Annotated in this window: 25 protein-coding genes; 17 read left to right on the forward strand and 8 right to left on the reverse strand. The window is 38.1% G+C overall.

Features of this window, described 5'->3' with window-relative positions:
- Window positions 1-110 precede the first annotated feature (110 nt).
- Window positions 111-383 carry a 30S ribosomal protein S15 gene (gene rpsO / locus F3G69_RS07360; protein ID WP_004317763.1) on the reverse strand — a complete coding sequence of 91 codons (273 nt, stop codon included), beginning with the start codon at window positions 381-383 and terminating at the stop codon, window positions 111-113.
- A 146-nt stretch (window positions 384-529) separates the two neighbouring features.
- On the opposite strand from rpsO, the gene F3G69_RS07365 reads away from it, so the two are divergent.
- From F3G69_RS07365 to F3G69_RS07395, 7 genes are read left to right on the forward strand one after another with little or no spacing between them, the layout of a single operon-like run.
- Window positions 530-934 carry an RrF2 family transcriptional regulator gene (locus F3G69_RS07365; protein WP_087580603.1) on the forward strand — a complete coding sequence of 135 codons (405 nt, stop codon included), beginning with the start codon at window positions 530-532 and terminating at the stop codon, window positions 932-934.
- A gap of 2 nt (window positions 935-936) precedes the next feature.
- A complete protein-coding gene (gene flhA, locus F3G69_RS07370; RefSeq protein WP_149714858.1) occupies window positions 937-3129 on the forward strand; it encodes a flagellar biosynthesis protein FlhA in 2193 nt (730 codons plus the stop codon).
- Window positions 3130-3138: 9 nt separating this feature from the next.
- Entirely contained in the window at window positions 3139-4164 is a 1026-nt protein-coding gene (locus F3G69_RS07375) for a DHH family phosphoesterase (RefSeq protein WP_149714859.1), read from the forward strand.
- Entirely contained in the window at window positions 4161-4388 is a 228-nt protein-coding gene (locus F3G69_RS07380; RefSeq protein ID WP_021089755.1) for a hypothetical protein, read from the forward strand. The genes F3G69_RS07375 and F3G69_RS07380 overlap by 4 nt, the downstream gene beginning before the upstream one ends.
- A 9-nt stretch (window positions 4389-4397) precedes the next feature.
- The gene (locus F3G69_RS07385; protein ID WP_107686947.1) at window positions 4398-4808 is read left to right on the forward strand and encodes a tetratricopeptide repeat protein; all 411 of its coding nucleotides are present in this window, start codon (window positions 4398-4400) and stop codon (window positions 4806-4808) included.
- A 16-nt stretch (window positions 4809-4824) separates the two neighbouring features.
- Window positions 4825-5754 carry an aspartate carbamoyltransferase catalytic subunit gene (locus F3G69_RS07390; protein ID WP_103600742.1) on the forward strand — a complete coding sequence of 310 codons (930 nt, stop codon included), beginning with the start codon at window positions 4825-4827 and terminating at the stop codon, window positions 5752-5754.
- Between the two features lie 2 nt (window positions 5755-5756).
- Window positions 5757-7034 carry a dihydroorotase gene (locus F3G69_RS07395; protein ID WP_103600741.1) on the forward strand — a complete coding sequence of 426 codons (1278 nt, stop codon included), beginning with the start codon at window positions 5757-5759 and terminating at the stop codon, window positions 7032-7034.
- Between the two features lie 82 nt (window positions 7035-7116).
- On the opposite strand, the gene F3G69_RS07400 is transcribed toward F3G69_RS07395, so the two are convergent.
- From F3G69_RS07400 to F3G69_RS07415, 4 genes are read right to left on the reverse strand one after another with little or no spacing between them, the layout of a single operon-like run.
- Window positions 7117-8406, reverse strand: a complete 1290-nt coding sequence (locus tag F3G69_RS07400) for a M28 family peptidase (protein WP_149714860.1) — start codon at window positions 8404-8406, stop codon at window positions 7117-7119.
- Window positions 8407-8425: 19 nt separating this feature from the next.
- Window positions 8426-8683, reverse strand: a complete 258-nt coding sequence (locus F3G69_RS07405) for a heavy-metal-associated domain-containing protein (protein ID WP_103600739.1) — start codon at window positions 8681-8683, stop codon at window positions 8426-8428.
- Window positions 8676-8999, reverse strand: coding sequence for a hypothetical protein (locus tag F3G69_RS07410; protein WP_009294140.1), 324 nt, complete (start codon window positions 8997-8999; stop codon window positions 8676-8678). The genes F3G69_RS07405 and F3G69_RS07410 overlap by 8 nt, the downstream gene beginning before the upstream one ends.
- Complete coding sequence (locus F3G69_RS07415) at window positions 8996-10075, reverse strand: transglutaminase-like domain-containing protein (protein ID WP_149714861.1); 1080 nt, start codon at window positions 10073-10075, stop codon at window positions 8996-8998. Before F3G69_RS07415 ends, F3G69_RS07410 begins: the two co-directional genes overlap by 4 nt.
- A 92-nt stretch (window positions 10076-10167) precedes the next feature.
- Here F3G69_RS07415 and F3G69_RS09480 point away from each other — a divergent pair, with 92 nt between their 5' ends.
- From F3G69_RS09480 to F3G69_RS07430, 4 genes are all read left to right on the forward strand, one after another.
- Window positions 10168-10335: a hypothetical protein gene (locus F3G69_RS09480; RefSeq protein WP_002942642.1), complete on the forward strand. Its 168-nt coding sequence runs from the start codon at window positions 10168-10170 to the stop codon at window positions 10333-10335.
- A gap of 1 nt (window position 10336) precedes the next feature.
- The gene (gene cmoB / locus F3G69_RS07420) at window positions 10337-11206 is read left to right on the forward strand and encodes a tRNA 5-methoxyuridine(34)/uridine 5-oxyacetic acid(34) synthase CmoB (RefSeq protein ID WP_258033636.1); all 870 of its coding nucleotides are present in this window, start codon (window positions 10337-10339) and stop codon (window positions 11204-11206) included.
- 8 nt (window positions 11207-11214) lie between these two features.
- A complete protein-coding gene (locus F3G69_RS07425; protein WP_103594046.1) occupies window positions 11215-11748 on the forward strand; it encodes a thioesterase in 534 nt (177 codons plus the stop codon).
- Between the two features lie 186 nt (window positions 11749-11934).
- On the forward strand, window positions 11935-13251 hold the full coding sequence (locus F3G69_RS07430) for a major outer membrane protein (RefSeq protein WP_149714862.1): 1317 nt from the start codon (window positions 11935-11937) through the stop codon (window positions 13249-13251).
- 172 nt (window positions 13252-13423) lie between these two features.
- Here the strand turns inward: F3G69_RS07430 and F3G69_RS07435 are convergent, their stop codons facing one another.
- Complete coding sequence (locus tag F3G69_RS07435) at window positions 13424-14026, reverse strand: MBL fold metallo-hydrolase (RefSeq protein WP_149714863.1); 603 nt, start codon at window positions 14024-14026, stop codon at window positions 13424-13426.
- Window positions 14027-14146: 120 nt separating this feature from the next.
- Between F3G69_RS07435 and F3G69_RS07440 the strand changes: the two genes are divergently transcribed.
- The 6 genes from F3G69_RS07440 to kdsB are packed head-to-tail and all read left to right on the forward strand — an operon-like array spanning window position 14147 to window position 19473.
- On the forward strand, window positions 14147-14884 hold the full coding sequence (locus F3G69_RS07440; protein ID WP_103580590.1) for an NAD+ synthase: 738 nt from the start codon (window positions 14147-14149) through the stop codon (window positions 14882-14884).
- 10 nt (window positions 14885-14894) lie between these two features.
- Window positions 14895-16025: a DegT/DnrJ/EryC1/StrS family aminotransferase gene (locus tag F3G69_RS07445; RefSeq protein WP_084042092.1), complete on the forward strand. Its 1131-nt coding sequence runs from the start codon at window positions 14895-14897 to the stop codon at window positions 16023-16025.
- Window positions 16018-16938: a tetraacyldisaccharide 4'-kinase gene (locus tag F3G69_RS07450; RefSeq protein ID WP_149714864.1), complete on the forward strand. Its 921-nt coding sequence runs from the start codon at window positions 16018-16020 to the stop codon at window positions 16936-16938. The genes F3G69_RS07445 and F3G69_RS07450 overlap by 8 nt, the downstream gene beginning before the upstream one ends.
- A 50-nt stretch (window positions 16939-16988) precedes the next feature.
- Window positions 16989-17303, forward strand: coding sequence for a divalent-cation tolerance protein CutA (gene cutA, locus F3G69_RS09640; protein WP_149714865.1), 315 nt, complete (start codon window positions 16989-16991; stop codon window positions 17301-17303).
- Window positions 17300-18763 carry a threonine synthase gene (thrC, locus tag F3G69_RS07460; RefSeq protein ID WP_149714866.1) on the forward strand — a complete coding sequence of 488 codons (1464 nt, stop codon included), beginning with the start codon at window positions 17300-17302 and terminating at the stop codon, window positions 18761-18763. The genes cutA and thrC overlap by 4 nt, the downstream gene beginning before the upstream one ends.
- Window positions 18760-19473 (forward strand): 3-deoxy-manno-octulosonate cytidylyltransferase, encoded by a 714-nt coding sequence (kdsB, locus tag F3G69_RS07465; RefSeq protein WP_149714867.1) that lies wholly within the window; start codon window positions 18760-18762, stop codon window positions 19471-19473. The genes thrC and kdsB overlap by 4 nt, the downstream gene beginning before the upstream one ends.
- Window positions 19474-19576: 103 nt before the next feature.
- Here the strand turns inward: kdsB and F3G69_RS09310 are convergent, their stop codons facing one another.
- On the reverse strand, window positions 19577-19750 hold the full coding sequence (locus F3G69_RS09310) for a hypothetical protein (protein WP_188115348.1): 174 nt from the start codon (window positions 19748-19750) through the stop codon (window positions 19577-19579).
- The gene (locus F3G69_RS07470; protein WP_103600302.1) at window positions 19751-19996 is read right to left on the reverse strand and encodes a helix-turn-helix domain-containing protein; all 246 of its coding nucleotides are present in this window, start codon (window positions 19994-19996) and stop codon (window positions 19751-19753) included.
- Window positions 19997-20082 lie beyond the last annotated feature (86 nt).

Below are 20082 nucleotides of genomic sequence, written 5' to 3' on the forward strand. Positions count from 1 at the left end.
GTAGATAAATTAATACTAAAGATAGAAAAATTTAAAATAGACTGTAAATTTTTGAATAAAAATATGGATGAAGGAAATTTAATAAGGAGAGCAGATCGCTCTCCGATGGATTATTTATCTCTTAAGCCAAGCTCAGAGATTAGTTTTGAATATGTAGTGTAGTCTTTATTTTTAAGATACTTTAAAAGTCTTTTTCTTTGACCAACTAGTTTTAAAAGACCTAAACGTGATGAAAAGTCTTTTTTGAAAATTTTAAGGTGTTCTGTAAGTTCAGTTATTCTAGCTGTTAAAAGAGCTATTTGAACTTCTGGAGAGCCTGTATCTCCCTCTTTTCTAGCGAATTTCGCAACTATTTGAGCTTTTTTAGCCGAATCCAAAGCCATAATGACCTCCTGATTGGTGAATTTTGGAAGAGCGATTATAGCATTTAAAACATAAAGTTAGATAAAACTACGCTTTTTAAAAATTAATGAAAAATGCAGTAAAAATTTAATAAAATTAGGGCTATTTAAAGACTTAAGGAAGATAAATGCTTTTTACAAAGGCAAGCGAATACGCTCTACTTTCACTTATTTTAATATCTCAAAAATCATCTCCAGTTGATGTTGATACGATCTCAAATGAACTTAAAATTTCAAAAAGCTTTTTAGCTAAAATTTTACAAAATCTTGCAAAAGATGGAATTTTAAAGTCGTTTAAAGGGGCAAATGGCGGTTTCGCGCTAAATAACGAACCTGAAAATTTAAGCATAAAAAAGATAATAGAGTGCGCTGAAAAACGTGAACTTAACGTCTTTGAGTGCTCATCTTCTGCAGATGGCTGCCCGTCAAATAAAGCCTCAAGCTGTCAAATTTGGTCGATGTTTAGCGGTCTTCAAAGCAAGATCGACGAGATGCTTGATGCGATCAAACTAAGTGATATCATTAAGAAGTAAAGTTGGCAAAGCAAAAAAATAACATCTTAACTCTTGTAGCGCCGTTTCTTGCGCCAATTGTTAAGTTTAAAAGTCTTAGCATCGTTGGCATCATCGTTGCTATCCTTGCTATTATCATCGTGCCGCTTCCAAGCGCGGTGCTTGACTTTTTCTTAGCACTTTCGATCTCGATTTCAGTGCTTATTATATTGATCTCTATTTACGTGCCAAAACCGACTGACCTTAGCACGTTTCCAACGCTCATTCTCATCATAACGCTTTTTCGCCTCTCGCTAAATATCGCAACCACGCGTATGATCTTAAGCGAAGGTCACAACGGCCCAGAAGCGGTCAGCGAGATCATATCAAGCTTTGGAAATTTCGTAGTTGGCGGCAACTTCGTTATCGGCACCATCGTCTTTTGTATCTTGGTTCTCATAAATTTCATGGTCGTAACAAAGGGCTCAACACGTGTGAGCGAGGTGCAAGCACGTTTTACACTTGATGCGATGCCAGGTAAGCAAATGGCGATAGATGCGGACTTAAACGCAGGTTTGATTGATGAAAAAACAGCGCGCGAAAGACGCCAAGCCATCATCGGTGAGGCAAATTTCTATGGCGCGATGGATGGTTCGTCTAAATTTATAAAAGGTGATGCCGTCGCTGGCATCATCATCACTATCATTAATATCATCGGTGGCTTTGCTATCGGCTCGTTTCAGCACGGCCTTGATATGGCGACATCGGCTCAGTATTATACGATCCTAACCATCGGTGATGGCCTTGTGAGCCAGATCCCAGGGCTTATCACATCAACAGCGACTGCTATCATCATCACAAGGGCTAGCAAGGACGATGAGGACTTTGCAGAAGGCACGTTAAATCAGCTCTTAGGGGATTATAAAACCTTACTGATAGTGGGCTTCATACTATTTATGTTTGCTCTTGTCCCAGGGCTTCCGACTCTTTCTCTTGGCTTTATCGCACTGCTATTTTTGGGGCTTGGCTACATCATCAAGCAGACCAAAGATGGCGGGCTAAATTTAGGCCTTGCTTCAAAAGACAAAACAGTTTCTAAAAAAGCTGGAGGTGCTACGCAAAGTGGGGCAGGAGCAGCTGCTAGTGGTGCCACTACTAAGGTACCAAAGAAGAGCGACGAAGAGATCGCAAGAGAAGAAGAGACAAAGATAAACGACATCTTAAAGCTTGAAATTTTAGAGCTTGACCTAGGATATGGCTTGTTAAAGCTAGCTGATGTGGATCTCATTGAGAGGATTCGCGCTATGAGGCGAAATATCGCTTCAAGCCTTGGCTTTTTGATGCCAAAGATAAGGATCCGCGACAACCTTCAACTACCGCCAAACGAGTACCGCTTTAAGCTAAAAGGCATCGTGATTGGTCAGGGTGAAATTTATGCGGATAAATTTCTAGCGATGGATAGTGGCCTAGTTAGCGAAGATATCGAGGGAATTCCGACAAAAGAGCCAGCTTTTGGGCTAGACGCTCTTTGGATCGATGCTAGCGTCAAAGAGGACGCCATACTTAGCGGCTACACGATAGTTGATCCTGCAAGCGTCATCTCAACGCACATGAGTGAGCTTATCAAGCAAAACGCAGCCGAGCTTCTAACTCGCCAAGAGACGCAAAATTTATTAGACAAACTAAAGATCGACTACCCAGTTGTGGTCGAGGATACACTAAGGATCGCACCTATAAATTTGATCCAAAAGGTTTTAAAAGCGCTGCTTAAAGACAATATCCCGATCAAAGACCTACTTAGTATACTTGAATCAATTAGCGACATCGCCGAGGTTAGTAAAAACCTAGATATGATCATCGAACACGTACGCGCAGCGCTCTCGCGTGTCATCACTTCGCTTTATGTCGATGAGAAAGGTCAGCTAAATTTTTACATTTTAGATAGTGCTGCGCAGCAAAAGCTTATGGATGCGGTGCAGTATAAAGATGGTGCCTATCACCTGATGATAAATGTGGCTCAAACTTCATCGATCGTTCAGGCTCTAAGGCATGAAAAAGAGAAACGTCCGATGAGTCAGCATGGCGAAATGGTGCTTTGCGTGGAACCAAGCCTAAGAAAATTTATAGCAAATATCTGCGCAAATTTTGCCATCGATATCGTGGTGCTAAGTTTTGCTGAGATCTCGGCAAATACGCCATTTGAAACGGTTGGCGTCATAGAAATAGAAAATTTATAAAGGAAAACGATGAAAATTTATCACCTCTCACACACCGATCTTGACGGATACGGCGCGCAATACATAACAAATTTTTACTTCAAAGATGTAAAATTTCTAAACTCAAACTACGGCAGAGAGATAGATGATAAATTTGCTCAAATTCTATCTGAGATAGGCGCCTCAAATGACGATAAAAACATCATCTTGATCACTGATCTAAATTTAACTCTAGCTCAGTGCGAGAGCTTTGAGGAGATGATAGGGGGCAAAAATATAAAGCTATTTTTGCTAGATCATCACCAAAGTGGTGCCGAGTGCGCGAGCGCTTATGCTTGGTATTTTTTAGATAGCTCAAGATGTGCCACAAAGATCACTTATGACTTTTTTGCAGGCATTTTTGGTAAAAACAAAGAGCTTGAAATTTTTAGTGACGTCGTAAATGCCGTGGATATCTGGCTAAAAGATGATAAAAATTTTGAAATGGGAAAGGTCTGCTTGGGGCTTGTGGCAAATGCTAAAGAGATAAATAAGGTGATGTTTGAAGCTGAAAATAACCTCTATATGGATCATCTCTTAAAAGAAGCTAGCAAATTTTTTAACGAGAAAAACGACTATATCGGCCTTGATATGCAGGTGCATGCTATTAAGAAGTCATTTTTCAAAGAGGATAAAGACGATACGCTAAGTAATCTAATCTCAAACTACGTCGTAAAAAAACTTAGTGAAAATAAAGAGAAATTTAGCATAAACTATAAAGATCATAAAGGAATTTTAACCTACAATATCGGCAATGTTTCGGTCATCGGCAACGACTTTTTAGTAGCAAACCCTGAATTTGACTTCTTTATTGATGTAACAAACAAAAAAACGCTAAGTTTTCGTGCAAATGGCAAGCTTGACGTTAGTGTCATGGCAAAGCACCTAGTTGGTGGCGGTGGGCATGTTAATGCAAGCGGTGGGCTATTTACAAATTTTAAAGATGGCTTTAGTTATGAGCCAATTAAAGCCCAGATAATCGATCTAATAACCAAAAAAACACAGGAGGATATATGAAAGAAGAAGAGGTAAGCGTAGAAGAACTTAGCTACGAGCTTAGTATGGTGCTTGAAGCGATGTTCTACTATGCTGGAGTAAAAAAAGACAAACTTGAAGAGGCAGCAAATCTTTATGTCGAGTGCATCGATGATGCGTTAGAAAATTCTGATGCTAGCGGAAGTGACGAGGTCATAGAGATAGTTGAGTATATGAAAAAACATCATTCAAAATTATTTAAATAAGGAGAAAATATGAAGAAAATTTTAGTTTTAGTGGCAGCAGTTTTTGCGTTAAATGCTATGGCAAATGAAAATTTAGACAAAGCAAATGAGCTTTATGCAAAGAAAAATTTCAATGAAGCTTATCTTTATTTTAATAAGGCTTGTGGAGAGGGCGAGAAAAAAGCTTGTACAATGAATGCAATCATGCTATTTAACGGCGACGGCGTGGCAAAAGATAGAGTTCAAGCTGAGAAAATTTTTACAAAAATGTGTGACGAAAACGAAGGCATGGCTTGCGAAAAACTAGGCGAAATGATCGCTTATGGCCTTGTAAAAGATAAAGACGCAAATGAAGCAAAGAACGAAGAAAAAGCGAAGGCTTTATTTAAAAAAGCTTGTGATAACGGCTATCAACCAGCTTGCGACTTCGTAGCAAAATAAATTTAAGAGGCTTAAAATGGGCTACAAACATAAAGATTTGATAGGAACTAGAGAGCTTAGCAAAGAAGAAATTTTATATTTTTTAGACGCGGCGAAAGAGTTTAAGGAGCTAAATTTAAGCCAAGTGAAAAAAAATGACTATCTTCGTGGAAAGACCACGATCAACGCATTTTATGAAAACTCGACAAGAACTAGAACATCCTTTGAGATCGCAGCAAAGAGACTTGGAGCTGATACGATAAATTTCAGCTCATCAAGCTCAAGCGTGACAAAAGGCGAGAGCCTAAATGATACGATGAACAACATGGCTGCTATGAGAACTGACATCATCGTACTTCGTCACCCAAGCTCTGGGGCGGCAAAATTTGCAGCTGATAGGACAGAGGCTAGCGTCGTAAATGCAGGGGATGGCACAAATGAGCACCCAAGCCAAGCTCTACTTGATCTTTTCACACTAAGAGAGCATGGTAAAATTTTGGATAAAAATTTAAACGTGGCGATCATCGGTGACATCGCTAGAAGCCGCGTGGCAAGGTCTGACATCTGGGCGATGAAGAAATTTGGCATAAATTTAAAGCTCTTTGCGCCAAGGATGATGATGCCAAAAGACGCTGAGGTCTTTGAGTCTCAAATTTGCAAAAATATGGAGGAAGCTTGCGAGGGCAGCGACGTCATTATCATGCTTCGTATCCAACTAGAGCGTGGCGGTGCGGACGTGGCATTTCCAAGCTCGAGAGAGTACTCGAAATTCTTTGGACTAAATAAAAATAGGATAAAGCTAGCAAAGCCTGACGCGATCGTGCTGCACCCAGGACCGATAAATAGGGGCGTGGAGTTAAACTCAGACGTGGCTGATGGCACACACTCAGTCATACTAAATCAAGTAGAAAACGGCGTTGCTATAAGAATGGCGATACTAAATACGCTTGCGAAAAATAGGGGCTAAAGATGAAAATAGCAATAATTAACGGCACTATCGTAAATAGCGACGAGAAATTTAAAGCAAATATCCTAATAGAAAACGGCAAAATAGCCAAAATAGGAAGTGAGAAATTTGAGGCTGATAAGGTCATCGACGCCACAAATAAGCTCGTCATGCCAGGGCTTATCGACATGCACGTGCATTTTCGAGATCCTGGTCAAGAGTACAAAGACGACATCATCTCAGGCTCGCAGGCGGCCGTAGCTGGAGGAGTGACCACCTGCCTTTGCATGGCTAACACAAACCCAGTAAATGACAACGCCTCAATCACAAGAGCAATGATAGAAAAGGCTAAAAACTGCGGACTGATCGATCTTTTACCAATCGCAGCCATTAGCAAAGGACTTGGCGGCAACGAGATCGTTGAAATGGGCGATCTTATAGAGGCTGGAGCAGTTGCATTTAGCGATGATGGTCTACCAGTAACTAGCTCAAGCGTGATGAGAGCGGCACTTGAGTACTCAAGCATGTTTGGTAGCTTTTGTATAAGCCACTCAGAGGATTGTTCGCTTTGCAGACAGGGCGTCATGCACGAGGGTAAAGTCTCAGCCATACTTGGACTTCGTGGCATGGCAAGAGAGAAAGAGGAGATCGCAGTTAGTCGTGATATGCTACTTGCAAAGCTTACTAAAGCACACATTCATATCGCTCACGTAAGCTCGGAGTACTCACTAAAGATCATCGAAATGGGCAAAAAAGAGGGCATAAACATTACTTGTGAGGCTACACCACACCATTTTAGCTTTAGTGACGATGAAATTTTGAAAAATGCCTATGATACAAATTTCAAAATGTCACCACCGCTTCGTGAGATAAGCGATGTAAAAGCGGTAAGAGAGGCGCTAAAAAGCGGTCTTATAGACGTTATCGCAACCGATCATGCGCCGCACCATACAGACGAAAAGATAGTAGAGTTTGACAAGGCGCCATTTGGTATCATCGGACTTCAAACTCTTGTACCACTTACTTTAAAGCTCGTAAATGAAGGCGTCATAAGCTTGGAGCGTATGGTGGAGCTAACCTCTACAAATGCGGCCAAGATGCTAAATTTAAAAGACAAAGGTAAGCTCGCAGAGGGCATGCTGGCTGACATTGCAGTGATAGACCCTGAGATCGAATACATTTATGATGAAAAGATAAACCGCTCAAAATCTATAAATTCTCCGCTTTTTGGCAAAAAGCTAAAAGGCGCAACGACTACTACGATAAAAAGTGGCAAGATCGTTTATGAGTTTGGAAAATAATATAAATTTGCTCGTGCTTGCGAACAAATCCTAAATCTTCAAAATCCAAAATTTGCTAGAAATTTCTAGCAAATTTTATTTTTTATGAGTTATATTTTTTAACGATACCGCGAACTACTTTTTCTATAAAAAGTGTAGATTCAACTTCGCAGCATTCTCTTGTTGAGTGAGGTGAGTGGATGTTTGGTCCTATTGAGCAAGCACTAAGACCCGCTTTTTTCTCCAAAAGCACGCCACATTCAAGTCCAGCATGCACAGCTGTTATTCTTGCATTTGGCTTATAAATTTTTAGCTCTTCTAGGATGTCGTTTGCAAATTTATCATTTATAGGCTTCCAAGCAGGGTTTCTATCTTTTGCGATGACCTCAAAACCAAGCGCTTTTGCAAGCTCAGAAATTTCAAATTCCATCCTATTTAGTCCATCTTTGCTCATTGACCTTGCAAAAAACTCCACTTCAAGTATGCCATCATCTTTGATCTTTGCAAGTGAGAGATTGACGCTATCTTGCGGTATGCCTAGCTCGCAGTTATAGGCTCTTACGCCTTGTGAAAATGAGTTAATAAGAGTTAAAATTTTATCGCCATTTTCTAAAATTTCTTCACCAGTGCCAAGCTTTTTCACGCTTAAATTTTCACACTCACTTTTTAGCTCTTTATCGCTTAGAACCAGTGCAGTTGCGCCACTTGGGATAGAGTTGCTTCGCTCGCCACCTTCAAATTTAACAAGCTTACATCCATTTTTAGTGATAAATGTAGCCAAAACCTTGATCGCATTTGGGATATTTTTATGTATCTCATTGCCAGAGTGTCCGCCTGGTAAGCCGCTTACTTTTACTTCGTAAAGCGTGCTCTCTTTTGTTTTTTTGCTATTAAGCGAGATAGTGGCAAATAAATTTACGCCGCCAGCGCAGCCGATAGTTACGCGGTCGTCTTCTTCGCTGTCTAAATTTAAAAGTTTGTTAGCTTTTAGATCTCCGCTAAAACCAGCAGCTCCAACCATGCCGACCTCTTCGTTGTTTGTAAAAAGGCACTCAATGTCGTCAAATTCGCTTATCATCTGCATCATGATAGCCACGCCTATGCCGTTATCGGCACCTAAAGATGAGTTTTTAGCCCTCATATAGCCATCATCGCCATAAACTATCTCAATCTTTGGAGCATCGCCCATGCAGACCATATCGTAGTGGCTTTGCAAGCAAATTTTTGGCTTGCCTTTAAATGCATGAACGTTGCCAAAACTATCGACCACGACCTCACAGCCCTTATCTTTTGCATAGCTAGCCAGAAAATCACGCATCTTATCAGTCTCATAACTGCAGTGTGGTATCGCAGCAAGTGTCTCAAATTTCTTTAAAATTTCACTCTTTGACATATTTGCCTCCGTAAAAAAATTATTTTATCTCGCCCTTATAGCCAGTCGCATCGACTGCTTTTAAAAGCTCTTTTTCATCGAGCTTATCATCTGCTATAACGACAGCTTTTCGCTCTTTTAGTGATACATCTGCCTTTTTTACGCCCTCAACGCTAAGAGCAGCCTTTCTTACTATCGCTGTGCAAAGCGGACAGTGCATGCTAGGCACTAAAATTTCTATCTTTTTATCAGCATAGCTTGTAGCCATTAAAAGGGCTAAAACTAAAATTTTACGCATAAATTTCTCCTAAAAGCTCTGGGTATGTAAGGAGTAAAAGCAAAATCACTCCAAAAAGTATATATATAAGTATCCATTTTTTCTTTTTATAGCTTAGGTTGCAGCTTTTTGGCTTGTAAAATAGAGCTACACCTGAAATCACAAAGCAAATGACCGCCACGACGCTTAAAGGGACGCGGTACTCGTATAAATTTTGTGTCCAAGATAGAAATGAAAAAGAAGTGCCAAAAAGTAGGAAAAGAAGTGCTGGTAAGCAGCACAAGGTAGCGCCGATAGCACTACCTATGGATGTTAGTATCAGCCAAAAGGCTCTCATTTTAGCTCTGTTGAGACGTAGTCGTAGCTAAATTCTTTTGGCGAATAGTAGTTTTGTGTGTTGCCATCAACCTCAGCGTATGGATAGCCAAAGTTGTTTAGCGGAGTTTGCTCTGGAGTTGGCTTTAAGATAAAGTCGCGGCCATAGTTAAAGCCTATCCAGCACATCTCCCAGTTACCAAAGCAATAATCTCTCACAGCTACGATCTTGGCGTCATCATTTGTTAGCTTCTCGCCCAGTCTTACCTTTGTGACATCCGCTGGATCAACTGGTATCCAACCATAGCCTTTTAGGTAAAATTCAGCCCTGCAGTGCTGTCCGCCTGAAATTTTAGCCACGCCATCTTTTGCGCTGCCCATCTGATCTGAAAATCTAGACTGACCAACTCTGATACCAAAAATTTCTCTTGCCGGAATGCCAACTGATCTGCAAAGCCCCACGAAAACAGAGTTTATATCGGTGCATTTGCCAACTAGTTTGCCACTTTCAAGTATGGCTTTAACGTCGCCTGTGCCACATCCAAGGATGCTGTTATCACGCTGCATAGTATTTGCAACCCACGTATAGATCGCTTTTGCGCGCTCCAAGTCGCCCTTTAAATTTCCAACTATATCTAGCGCTTTTGCTCTTACGACGCCGTCAGTTGGTATGTGTGAAGTTGGTTTTAAAAACTCCAAAACAGCAGGATCTACCTTCTCGTTTGGATCGTAATTTACCTTGCTAAAGTCAGTGTTGCGCTCTGTTATTTGGATTTTAAACTGCACATTTAAGATAGGTCTTTGCTCATTTTCTTCAAAATCAGCATACATTGTAGGTATTAGCGTATCTGAAATATAGACGTTTTTAGCGGTTGTGTTTATGACGTAGTCTTGGGTTAGTTGCTGATAAGTGGTGCTTAGTGGAAGTGGTAACCAAATTTTTGAGCTTTTGCCTTTTTCGAGCAGCTGGTGTTTGAAATTTACGTCGAAATTTCTTACGACTGGGTTTGCTGGCTCGTCGCTAGCTAGAGTGACACTTGGAAGCAGACTTGCTGCACCTAAAAAACTACTGAATTTAAAAAAATCTCTTCTTTGCATAAAATGCCTTTTTGCTTAATCTTAGCCAAACTTGGCTCTAAAATTGCCTGCTATTCTAGCATAAAATTTTTATTTATGATAAAATCCGCCACATGAAAAAGATTATATTTTTAGGCTTTATAGCGCTATTTTGTAATGGTTGTCTTTATATGAATGAGCGTGGAGTTTCGACTCAATATTATAATGATTGTAAAGAGTATTATGATGCGACTGGCACCTACCAAAAAGAGTGTCCGCACAACATCGTCGACTGGAAATAGCATGGATCTTAGTAAATTTAATGAGCAGCAAAAGCAATTTTATAATAGGATAGAAAATTTAGCAAATTTTGACTGCGAGCTTGAGCTAAAAGATAGTGTAAATGTGAAATTTAAAAATTTAGATCAAGCAAAAAAAGACGAAATTTTTGATCTAGCTCTTAGCCTAAAGCCTTGGCGAAAAGGACCATTTTTACTTGATGATATATATATAGATAGCGAGTGGCAAAGTTTTATTAAATTTAATATCCTTGCCCCGCACCTAAATTTAGCCGGCAAAAGCGTGGCTGATGTGGGTTGCAACAATGGATATTATATGTTTAAGATGCTTGAGTACGGTCCAAAAAGCATAACTGGCTTTGATCCTAGCGTGCATACATATTTGCAGTTTGCTTTTTTAAATAAATTTATCCGCTCAAATATCGCTTACGAGCTTCTTGGAGTAGAGAGCTTGCCAGAATACGCAGCGAAATTTGACACCATTTTTTGCCTTGGCGTGATATACCACAGAAGCGATCCTATCAAGATGCTAAAAGAGCTAAAAACTGTGCTAAATCCTGGAGGAGAGCTATTTTTAGATACTATGTATATTGATATGGATGGCGATTTTGCGCTAAGTCCAAAGGATAGATACTCAAAAATCCCAAATATCTACTTTGTGCCAACACTCTCGGCACTTCAAAACTGGTGCGAGAGAGCTAAATTTAGGGATTTTACCTTACTTGATACAAAGGCCACTGATCTAAATGAGCAAAGAAAAACGCAGTGGATAGACGGTGAGAGTCTTGGAAATTTTTTAGATCCAAATGATAGTGCAAAGACAATCGAGGGCTATCCAGCACCAAAAAGAGCATATGTTAGAGTTAAAATTTAAGGATAAAAATGGCAGAAGAAAATATCTATGATATAAAAGATGAATCGCAAATAATCTTACCAGAAGATGAAAATCCATTAAGAAATGAGATCAAAACCGCTCCACTTACAAAGCTAAATTTTAGTGGAACGGCATTTTTACTTGAAAAAAATCACGCAAAGACTAGATTTTTTACTACGGATGATATGGTGTGCGATACTGAGGGACTTATTCATAGCGGATTTATTTTCATGGGCGCAAATCATGCTGCACTTTTAGCTATTAATGAAGAATTTTGCGTTAGTATCGGGGCTAGAATAAATTTCTTTGGGCCACTAAAGCTTGGTGATGTAGTGGAATTTGACGCGCAAGCAAGATTTGAAGAGAGCAGAAAAAGGGAAGTAAAAGTGCTTGGATATGTTAAAGATATAAAAATTTTTGAAGGAATATTTCAACTTGTTACACTTGAAGAGCATATCTTCTTGGCTCAACAAAAAAATATCCAAAAAGAAGCTGCTATAAGGCAAAAAAAAGAACGAGAAGAAGCTAAGGCTAATAGCTAAAAGTAGGTAAAAATTTTTGATTTTTAATCCCAAATAAAACGAAATTTTAAAAAGACAATCTTTATCTCATTATCCTATTTTGGTAAATAATTGGTAACATTTTTTAAATTTTAAGGAAAATTAAGCAATAAAATTAATTTTCTATGATAATATCCTTTCAAAACTTTTTATCAAAAGGAGATTTAGATGAAACTTACAAAAGTTAGCTTAGCTGCTTTGGTTGCTTTAGGTGCATTTTCAAGCGTTGCAAGTGCAACTCCACTTGAAGAAGCTATAAAAAATGTAGATCTTTCAGGATTTGCAAGATATCGTTATACAAATGATAGTACTAAGAAAACTACAGCTGATACTGTAAAGGGTAATAGTGCTGGTCATGCGTTTAGAATGGAGACAGCATTTAAAGCTGCAATAGACGATAACTTCTTTGGTGTTTTAAGACTAAGATATTCTGCCACTGATGATTCAGGCGATAAAGTAGCAACTGGTACAGATAAAACAAATACAACAAATTCTTTTGGTGTTTATGAGATGTATCTAGGCTACAAAGTGGCTGATACTACCATCACAGCTGGTAAACAACTTGTCAAAGGTTTCTTTATCGATAGCGATATAGCTGGCACTGGTCTAAAAGTAGTAAGTACTGACGTACCTGGTCTTACTTTAACAGCTGCTGCTTATGATGCTATTGATAACGATGCTGAAATATTAAAAGACAAAAATGGCAATACGGAATATGATAAATTTGGACACATTAAATATAAAGCTAAAAGCCCAGATATAGATGGCCCATTATTGTCAAGGCTTGGCAGTGATGAATTTAGTGATGCTGCTGGTAACATCTATAACTTAGGTGCTATGGGTAGTTATGATCCAGTATCATTCAAAGTAGCAATTACAAATATCCAAGAGGTTGCTACACTTTATGGTACTGAAGCTGGTGTCAGCTTTAATGTAACAGATGATATAAACCTAAACTTAAAAGGTCAATATGCTTATAGTGACTCAGATCATAAAAAAGTAGCTGATGCAACTTTCTGGGCAGTACAAGCTGGCACAAAACTATTTGGTGCTAAACTTAACGCTGGTTATTTAGACTTTGACGCTAAAAACAAAGAAAATGACGCTAAAAACAAAGACAAAATCGCATTTACATCAATTGATGGAAATGGACAGTTAATCAACCCAACTAAGATCTTAAATGGTGTAATGAGTGGTGGCCAACAATACTACAATAACATCAAGGGCAATAACGACTACTGGTTTGTTAATGCTGGGTATGATATAGATAAATTTGGCTTTGGTGCTGGATATACTCAAGGTAAGGGCACAAGTTATGCGCTTGGCAAAGAGAGAGCAAAAAGAAACGAATGGTCACTTGACGCTAGCTACAAATACAGCAAAAAACTTACATTCCTTTCTTGGTATGCGGCTGCTAAAGACAAAAAAGATGGTGCAAGCTACAAACAAGATCGTATAAGATTTGAAGCAAAATATAGCTTCTAAAAACTTTCACCCGAGCGAGTTTTCGCTCGGACCTCTTTAAAATTTAATAGACTCCATATAAAATTTATCTACCCTTTTTGATTGACTCTTAGTTTTATAAAAATATAAATTTTTAATAGCGATTAAGTGTATTTTAAAAGTTTGAAACTTGAAATTAATACCACTGAAATTTTTAGCTATTTTTTACTATATCTATCCAATAATTAATATCATTTTGCTCGGCCTCTAGTGTACTACTTTCTCCGTGCCCTGGATAAAGTGCGAAGTCGCCCTTTAGATTTTTACACTTTTCTAAACTAGCTAACATTTCGTTTTTATCTGAAAAAGGAAAATCCCAGCGTCCGATGCTACCTTTAAATAAAAAATCTCCACTAAACATCACATCTTCTATCTCTATCATCGAGCAACCTGGCGTATGTCCTGGGAAATGATGAAATTTAATACAAAAATCATCAATGTTAAAATTTTCATCATTATCAACCAAAATATCTGGAGTAAAAGTACTTTTCATATAACCAAAAATATCATTTTCACACATGAAAGCGTCAAATTTATTAATGTAAACTGGAATTTTTAGCTCATCTTTTAATTTACCAGCATCAAAAATATGATCAAAATGCCCATGAGTACAAAGGATGGCTTTTAAATTTTTAGCATTTTGCAAAACCCATTCTTTTGCCCCATCTCCCGGATCTATCACTATAGATGAGTTATCTTTTGTAACTATGTAACAATTAGTGCCAAAATCTCCAAAGCTTTTGTGTATTACTCTCATTTTTTACCTTAAATTTATTATTTCTTAAAATTTTACATCTTTTTACTTAAACTTAAAGAAAAATTTTAAATTTAATGAGTATAATTTTTACAAAAGGAAGCAAATCTAGGCAAAGGAAGAATGAAGGAGTATCAAAAGATCGAAGAAACTTTAGTTTTTAGCTTAAAAGATAAAACTAAAGATAAAAATTTGTTGTTGGGTGTTAGTGGAGGTATTGATTCTGCTGTAGTAGCGACTTTGTGTGCAAGAGCAAAACCAAATGAAACTCATGCACTCATCATGCCAACAGCATCATCAAACAGACAAAATATGGACGATGCCTTAAATTTATGCGAAAAACTAAACATAAAATATAAGGTTTTATCCATAGAGGGTATTTTAAATGCCTTTTACGAAACGATAGATGTAAATTTAAGCAATTTAAGAAAAGGGAATTTAGCAGCTAGAGTTAGAATGAGCTTGCTTTATGATTATTCATCTAGTATAAACGCTCTAGTTATCGGAACAAGCAACAAAAGTGAGCTTATGCTTGGATACGGTACGATATTTGGGGATTTGGCATGTGCGATAAATCCTATTGGAGAGCTTTACAAAAGTGAAATTTTTGAATTTGCAAAACATCTTGGGGTTGATAAAAATTTTATCAACAAAGCACCTTCGGCTGATTTGTGGGATGGTCAAAGTGACGAAGGTGACATAGGTTACAGTTATGCTGTTATTGATGAGATTTTAGAAAATTTAGAAAATAACAAGGAGCAAGTCATCAAAAAGTTCGGATTAAAAGCAGTATCGGATATAGAAAATAGAGTTGTTTCAAACAGGTTTAAACGACAAATGCCGTTGATAGTGAAAATTTAAAGGATTAAAGATGAGAGAGATTCCGTTTTATAGACCAACTATCACTGAGCGTGAAAGTGAGCTTATTGAGGAGGCTTTGCACTCTGAAAATACTACTAATATCGTTGCTAGATTTGAAGAGAAGTTAAAAGAGTATTTTGGTGCAAAATTTGTAGTTACCACAAATAATATCGCAGCCGCACACCACTTGGCACTAAGCGCGCTTGACACTAAACGCGGAGATAAGGTCATTTGCTCCATAAATGCCTTTCCTAGCATTGCACAAGCTGTTAGACATTTTGATGCTGAACCTATTTTTGTGGATGTTGATGAAGAAGATTTTAACATCTGCCCAGACGCCCTTGAGAAAGTGCTAAAAGAGCAAAATCACAAAAAATTAAAATGTGCTTTTATTTCTCATATCGCAGGTCAAAGTGCTAGGATGGATGAGATAACGGCGGTTTGTGAGAAATACGGCGTAAAAATTTTAGATGACGCAAATCGCGGTATGGGACTAACATACAATGGCAAAAAAGTTGGTTCAGACTCCTTTTTATCGTGCTTTCAAACACATTCTCGTGTACAAAATCCTATATCAACGGTTGGATTTTTTACGACAAATGATGAGGAAATTTATAAAAGAGCAAAACTACTTCGCAACTATGCCCTTGTAAATGGCATTGATAAATTCGGTAGCTTGAGTTATATTTATGATGTCGTAGATATTGGCTTAAAGTATGATATAAACTCGATAAATGCAGCATTTTCTATTGCGCAGCTAGAAAGAACAGACAAGCTCATACAAAGAAGACAAGAGATCGCAAAAATTTATGATAAAGAGATTGGTGAGTGCCACAATATAACAATCCCTGTCAAAAAACGCGAGCACATTTATACTCAGTATATTATTAAGATAAATAAAAATCGTGATGGCTTTGCTAGAGAGCTTTTGGAACACGGCATTCACACATCATTGCACTATATACCGATACATTTACTAAGTTATTATAAAAACAAATACTCGCTTAAAGTAAATGATTTTCCAAATGCTTTAAAAAATTATCAGCAAGTGTTGTCACTGCCTATTTATCATAGTTTGAGTGACGAAGAGGTGCAATACATCTGCAGCAAAGTAAAAGAAATTTCTAAAACTCGTGTTTAAGAAATTAAATATTTTCTTGCATTCTTGGGCGAATGACTACTTTTTTCGCCCAAATTTCTTTCAAATTTTACTAGCATTTTTACTTTTGCCATTAAGTTTTATCTATTTTCTTATTGTTGTGCTTAAGAAATTTACTGCTAGAAAAATAGACTTTGGCATAAAGGTAGTAAGCGTTGGAAATTTGACCCTTGGAGGAAGCGGGAAGACCCCACTTTGCGTAGCTATCGCTAAAAATTACGAGGGCGCTTTTATCATTCTTAGAGGCTATAAAAGAAAAAGCAAAGGCATGCAAGTTGTCGCTCGTGATGGCGAAATTTTACTTAACGTGGCAGCGAGCGGCGACGAGGCGATGATATACGCCACAAGCCTAAAAAACGCAAATGTGATAGTAAGCGAAGATAGAAAAGTAGCCATAAACTACGCTAAAAAGCATGGTGCAAAGTATATCTTACTTGATGATGGATTTTCTAAATTTGACATAGCCAAATTTGACATCTTGGTTCGTCCAAACCCTGAGCCAAAGCTAAAATTTTGCCTGCCAAGCGGGGCTTATAGATATCCGTTTAGCTTTTATAAATTTGCTAATTTTATCGCTAGTGAAGGACAAACTCACTTTAGAAAGAGTGAAATTTTAAATAAAAGCGAAAAAATGGTTCTAGTTACTGCCATAGCAAACCCAGAGCGTCTTAAGCCATTTTTTGATGAGTGCGTAGCTTGCGTCTTTTTTCCTGACCATTATGATTTTTCAAAAGATGAGCTAGAAGAGATTTTAAAAAGATATGATGCAGCCTCACTTTTGATGACGCAAAAGGACTATGTAAAGGCAAAGGACTTTGGGCTGAGAGTATCGCTTATAACGCTTGAAGTTATGCTAAGTGAGGAGTTTAAAAAGGTTTTGGCGCAGCAAATTTAAGCCCATTTTGTTATAATGAACCACTTCTTAAAAGGAAAATTTAGATCAAAATGAGAATTTTAATCACCTCAGTCGCAAAGAAAAAAGAGGCAAAAAAACTAAGCAAAAAGCTCGTGAAAAAGGGCCTTGCTGCTTGCGTGAGTAGCTTTAGCGCAAAAAGCGTATATATCTGGCAAGAGAAGCTTTGCGATGAAAAAGAGCAAATTTTACTCATAAAAACGGACGTGAAATTTAAAAAGGTGGCTAATTTTATAAGAAAGCACCACAGCTACGAAACCCCAGAAATTTTGGCACTTAAGCCGAAAGAGGTATTTGAAAAATATGAAAATTGGATAAAAAAATCAACCAAAAAAGGTAAAAAATGAGACTGACACCAACAAGAAGTATAAAAGACGAAAAGATAAAAAATGTAAATTTAAGCACAGCCATGCTTAGCCCAAGCTCCGCTCACGGCGGACTTTACGCGCCAAAGAAGCTACCAAAGATCACAAAGGCAAAGTGGCAAGAGCTCTCAAGTCTAAGCTACGAAAAGCTCGCACTTCACATCATCTCGCTATTTAAATTTGACGTGCCAGAGGCGTTTTTCAAAAAAGCGGTCAGAAGATACGCAAGCTTTGATGATCCAAAACACCCAGTCATTTTTAAAAAACTAGATAAAAATTTATATGTAAATGAGCTATATCACGGTCCAACTAGGGCTTTTAAGGATATGGCGCTTCAGCCTTTTGGCTCACTTCTTAGCCAGCTAGCCAAAGAAAGAGGCGAAAAATACATTATTATGTGCGCAACGAGCGGTGACACAGGTCCTGCGACACTTCAAACCTTTGCAAACGACGAAAATATCAAGGTCGTCTGTCTTTATCCAGACGGCGGCACGAGCGAGGTTCAAAAGCTGCAAATGCAGACCATGCAGGGTGAAAATTTAAAGGTTTTTGGTATAAAAGGTGACTTTGACGACGCTCAAAGGGCGCTAAAAATGCTGCTTGCAAATGATAAATTTAAGGCCGAGCTTAAGAAAAAGCGCCTTAAGCTAAGCGCGGCAAACTCGGTAAATTTTGGCAGAATTCTCTTTCAGATCATCTACCACGCCTACGCATACGTAAATTTACTAAAGCAAAAGGCGCTTAAGGCAAACGAGAGCTTTGACATCATCGTGCCAAGTGGAAATTTTGGTAATGCGCTTGGGGCATACTACGCTAAAAAAATGGGCGCAAAGATCAGCAAGATCAAGATCGCTTCAAACGCAAACAACATCTTGACGCAGTTTTTTACCACCGGCGTTTATGACCTTAGGGATAAAAAGCTGGTTAAGACGATAAGTCCTGCCATGGACATTTTGATCAGCTCAAACGTTGAGCGCTTGCTATTTGATAAATTTGGCAGCGTTAGAACCAATGAACTCATGCAAAGCCTAGCTAAAAATAAATTTTATAACCTTAGTAAGCAAGAGCTTGAAGCGCTAAAAGAGGACTTTGAGGCTAGCTGGTGCGAAGATAAAGAGTGCGAGGCATACATTGCAAAGCTCGCAAAGGACGGCTACGCGATCGATCCGCATACAGCTACTTGCTTTAAGATGGTGGATGCTAGCTGCATAAACGTCATAACATCTACCGCGCACTGGGTGAAATTTACGCCAAGCATGATCAAAGCGTGCCAGATCAAAGATACAAAAGATGAAAAAGATGCGCTCGCAAAGACTGCTAAAATCTTAAATGACAGCGTGCCAAGCTCGATAAACTCGCTATTTAGCGCGAAAATTTTACATAAAAATATCATAAAAGAGGACGAGATCGAAAAGTGCGTCCTAGAATGGATCGAGCGATGATAATCATCCCGGCTCGCCTTGCCTCAACAAGGTTTAGTAATAAAATTTTAAAAGAGATAAATGGCGTGCCGATGTTTGTAGCGACGGCTCTTAGAGTAAGCGGCGTGGACGATGTGGCAGTTGCTGTGGATGAGCTAAGCGTGCTGGATATCGCCAAAGCTCACGGTATAAAAGCGGTGCTAACTAGCAAAGATCATCAAAGTGGGACTGATAGGATAAACGAAGCGGCACAAATTTTGGGACTAAGTGAGAGTGAGATCATCATAAATGTTCAGGCTGATGAGCCATTTATCGAGCCTGAAAATATCGCTAAATTTAGGGCATTTTGCGAGCAAAACAAAGGGAAAGCCTTTATGTTTTCTTGTTATAAAAAGATGGACGATGAGTTTGCGGATAATAAAAATTTAGTCAAAGTAGTGACTGATTTTGAAGGCTATGCGCTTTACTTTTCAAGATCAAGGATACCATTTAACAGAAGCGAGTGCAAAAGCTACAAAGCACACCTTGGCATTTACGGATACAGCGTAAAAAGCTTAAAAGAGTTTTGCGCGCTCATGCCTTCAAGTCTTGAAAACACCGAGAAGCTTGAGCAGCTCCGTGCCCTAGAAAATGGCAAAAAGATAGCGATGCTAGAGATTGAGAGCCAAAGTATTGGCATCGATAGCGAAGAGGACTACCAAAGAGCTCTAGCTAAATTTGGTAAAAAATAAGTCGGTAAATTCTCTTTAAATAACGTCAATATTTAAGGAGAATTTATCTAAATTATTAACCTTTAAAAGTACCAAAAAGTGTTTTTGCTCAAACAATATAAAACTAATTTTTCTTAATTTTTATTTTTTTACTTCTGTCTTTAACAACGTAAAATTTTAAAATCGCACTTGAGTAAAAGTCTTTATAGAAACCTAAAAATTTAGGCTCTTTTTTAGTGCAGATAGCTGCAAACACGCTCTCAAGGTCTATTCTCTCTTTTTGTGTCAAATTTTCCATCTATTTTCCTAACAACCTTCTCATCTTGTTGATAACAAATAATATTTCATCGTCGTCAAGCTCACAAAGAAGTTTGCAAACTGCAGCGGCAGCTTGTGGCTTTGAGTTTCCAAGTCTCCAGTCCTGGTATGTTCTCATTGGTACACCAAGCTCTTCTGCCATTTTTGCTTGTGAAATTTTCTTACCGATATTTTTCGCCTCAACTGCATTGTGAAGCAAATTAAATATATCACTTGTTTCAATCATTAAAGTATTATACGAATTATTTTATTAAATATACATAAAACAATATATAAATAATAGAAATACGTATAAATAAATTAAAATATATT

Origin of the sequence: Campylobacter concisus (genome assembly GCF_902460625.1) — a bacterium.
GTDB lineage: Bacteria > Campylobacterota > Campylobacteria > Campylobacterales > Campylobacteraceae > Campylobacter_A > Campylobacter_A concisus_AD.

What these genes read in the sequence shown, in the direction of transcription:
- F3G69_RS07425 (WP_103594046.1), top strand. Translation starts at nt 11,215, where the DNA reads ATGGCAGAAGAAAATATCTATGATATAAAAGATGAATCGCAAATAATC.
- F3G69_RS07415 (WP_149714861.1), bottom strand. Translation starts at nt 10,075, where the DNA reads ATGCAAAGAAGAGATTTTTTTAAATTCAGTAGTTTTTTAGGTGCAGCA.
- F3G69_RS07375 (WP_149714859.1), top strand. Translation starts at nt 3,139, where the DNA reads ATGAAAATTTATCACCTCTCACACACCGATCTTGACGGATACGGCGCG.
- F3G69_RS07365 (WP_087580603.1), top strand. Translation starts at nt 530, where the DNA reads ATGCTTTTTACAAAGGCAAGCGAATACGCTCTACTTTCACTTATTTTA.
- F3G69_RS07400 (WP_149714860.1), bottom strand. Translation starts at nt 8,406, where the DNA reads ATGTCAAAGAGTGAAATTTTAAAGAAATTTGAGACACTTGCTGCGATA.
- kdsB (WP_149714867.1), top strand. Translation starts at nt 18,760, where the DNA reads ATGATAATCATCCCGGCTCGCCTTGCCTCAACAAGGTTTAGTAATAAA.
- rpsO (WP_004317763.1), bottom strand. Translation starts at nt 383, where the DNA reads ATGGCTTTGGATTCGGCTAAAAAAGCTCAAATAGTTGCGAAATTCGCT.
- thrC (WP_149714866.1), top strand. Translation starts at nt 17,300, where the DNA reads ATGAGACTGACACCAACAAGAAGTATAAAAGACGAAAAGATAAAAAAT.
- F3G69_RS07430 (WP_149714862.1), top strand. Translation starts at nt 11,935, where the DNA reads ATGAAACTTACAAAAGTTAGCTTAGCTGCTTTGGTTGCTTTAGGTGCA.
- F3G69_RS09480 (WP_002942642.1), top strand. Translation starts at nt 10,168, where the DNA reads ATGAAAAAGATTATATTTTTAGGCTTTATAGCGCTATTTTGTAATGGT.
- F3G69_RS07390 (WP_103600742.1), top strand. Translation starts at nt 4,825, where the DNA reads ATGGGCTACAAACATAAAGATTTGATAGGAACTAGAGAGCTTAGCAAA.
- F3G69_RS07470 (WP_103600302.1), bottom strand. Translation starts at nt 19,996, where the DNA reads ATGATTGAAACAAGTGATATATTTAATTTGCTTCACAATGCAGTTGAG.
- F3G69_RS07385 (WP_107686947.1), top strand. Translation starts at nt 4,398, where the DNA reads ATGAAGAAAATTTTAGTTTTAGTGGCAGCAGTTTTTGCGTTAAATGCT.
- F3G69_RS07435 (WP_149714863.1), bottom strand. Translation starts at nt 14,026, where the DNA reads ATGAGAGTAATACACAAAAGCTTTGGAGATTTTGGCACTAATTGTTAC.
- cmoB (WP_258033636.1), top strand. Translation starts at nt 10,337, where the DNA reads ATGGATCTTAGTAAATTTAATGAGCAGCAAAAGCAATTTTATAATAGG.
- cutA (WP_149714865.1), top strand. Translation starts at nt 16,989, where the DNA reads ATGAGAATTTTAATCACCTCAGTCGCAAAGAAAAAAGAGGCAAAAAAA.
- F3G69_RS09310 (WP_188115348.1), bottom strand. Translation starts at nt 19,750, where the DNA reads ATGGAAAATTTGACACAAAAAGAGAGAATAGACCTTGAGAGCGTGTTT.
- F3G69_RS07410 (WP_009294140.1), bottom strand. Translation starts at nt 8,999, where the DNA reads ATGAGAGCCTTTTGGCTGATACTAACATCCATAGGTAGTGCTATCGGC.
- F3G69_RS07445 (WP_084042092.1), top strand. Translation starts at nt 14,895, where the DNA reads ATGAGAGAGATTCCGTTTTATAGACCAACTATCACTGAGCGTGAAAGT.
- F3G69_RS07395 (WP_103600741.1), top strand. Translation starts at nt 5,757, where the DNA reads ATGAAAATAGCAATAATTAACGGCACTATCGTAAATAGCGACGAGAAA.
- F3G69_RS07405 (WP_103600739.1), bottom strand. Translation starts at nt 8,683, where the DNA reads ATGCGTAAAATTTTAGTTTTAGCCCTTTTAATGGCTACAAGCTATGCT.
- F3G69_RS07440 (WP_103580590.1), top strand. Translation starts at nt 14,147, where the DNA reads ATGAAGGAGTATCAAAAGATCGAAGAAACTTTAGTTTTTAGCTTAAAA.
- F3G69_RS07380 (WP_021089755.1), top strand. Translation starts at nt 4,161, where the DNA reads ATGAAAGAAGAAGAGGTAAGCGTAGAAGAACTTAGCTACGAGCTTAGT.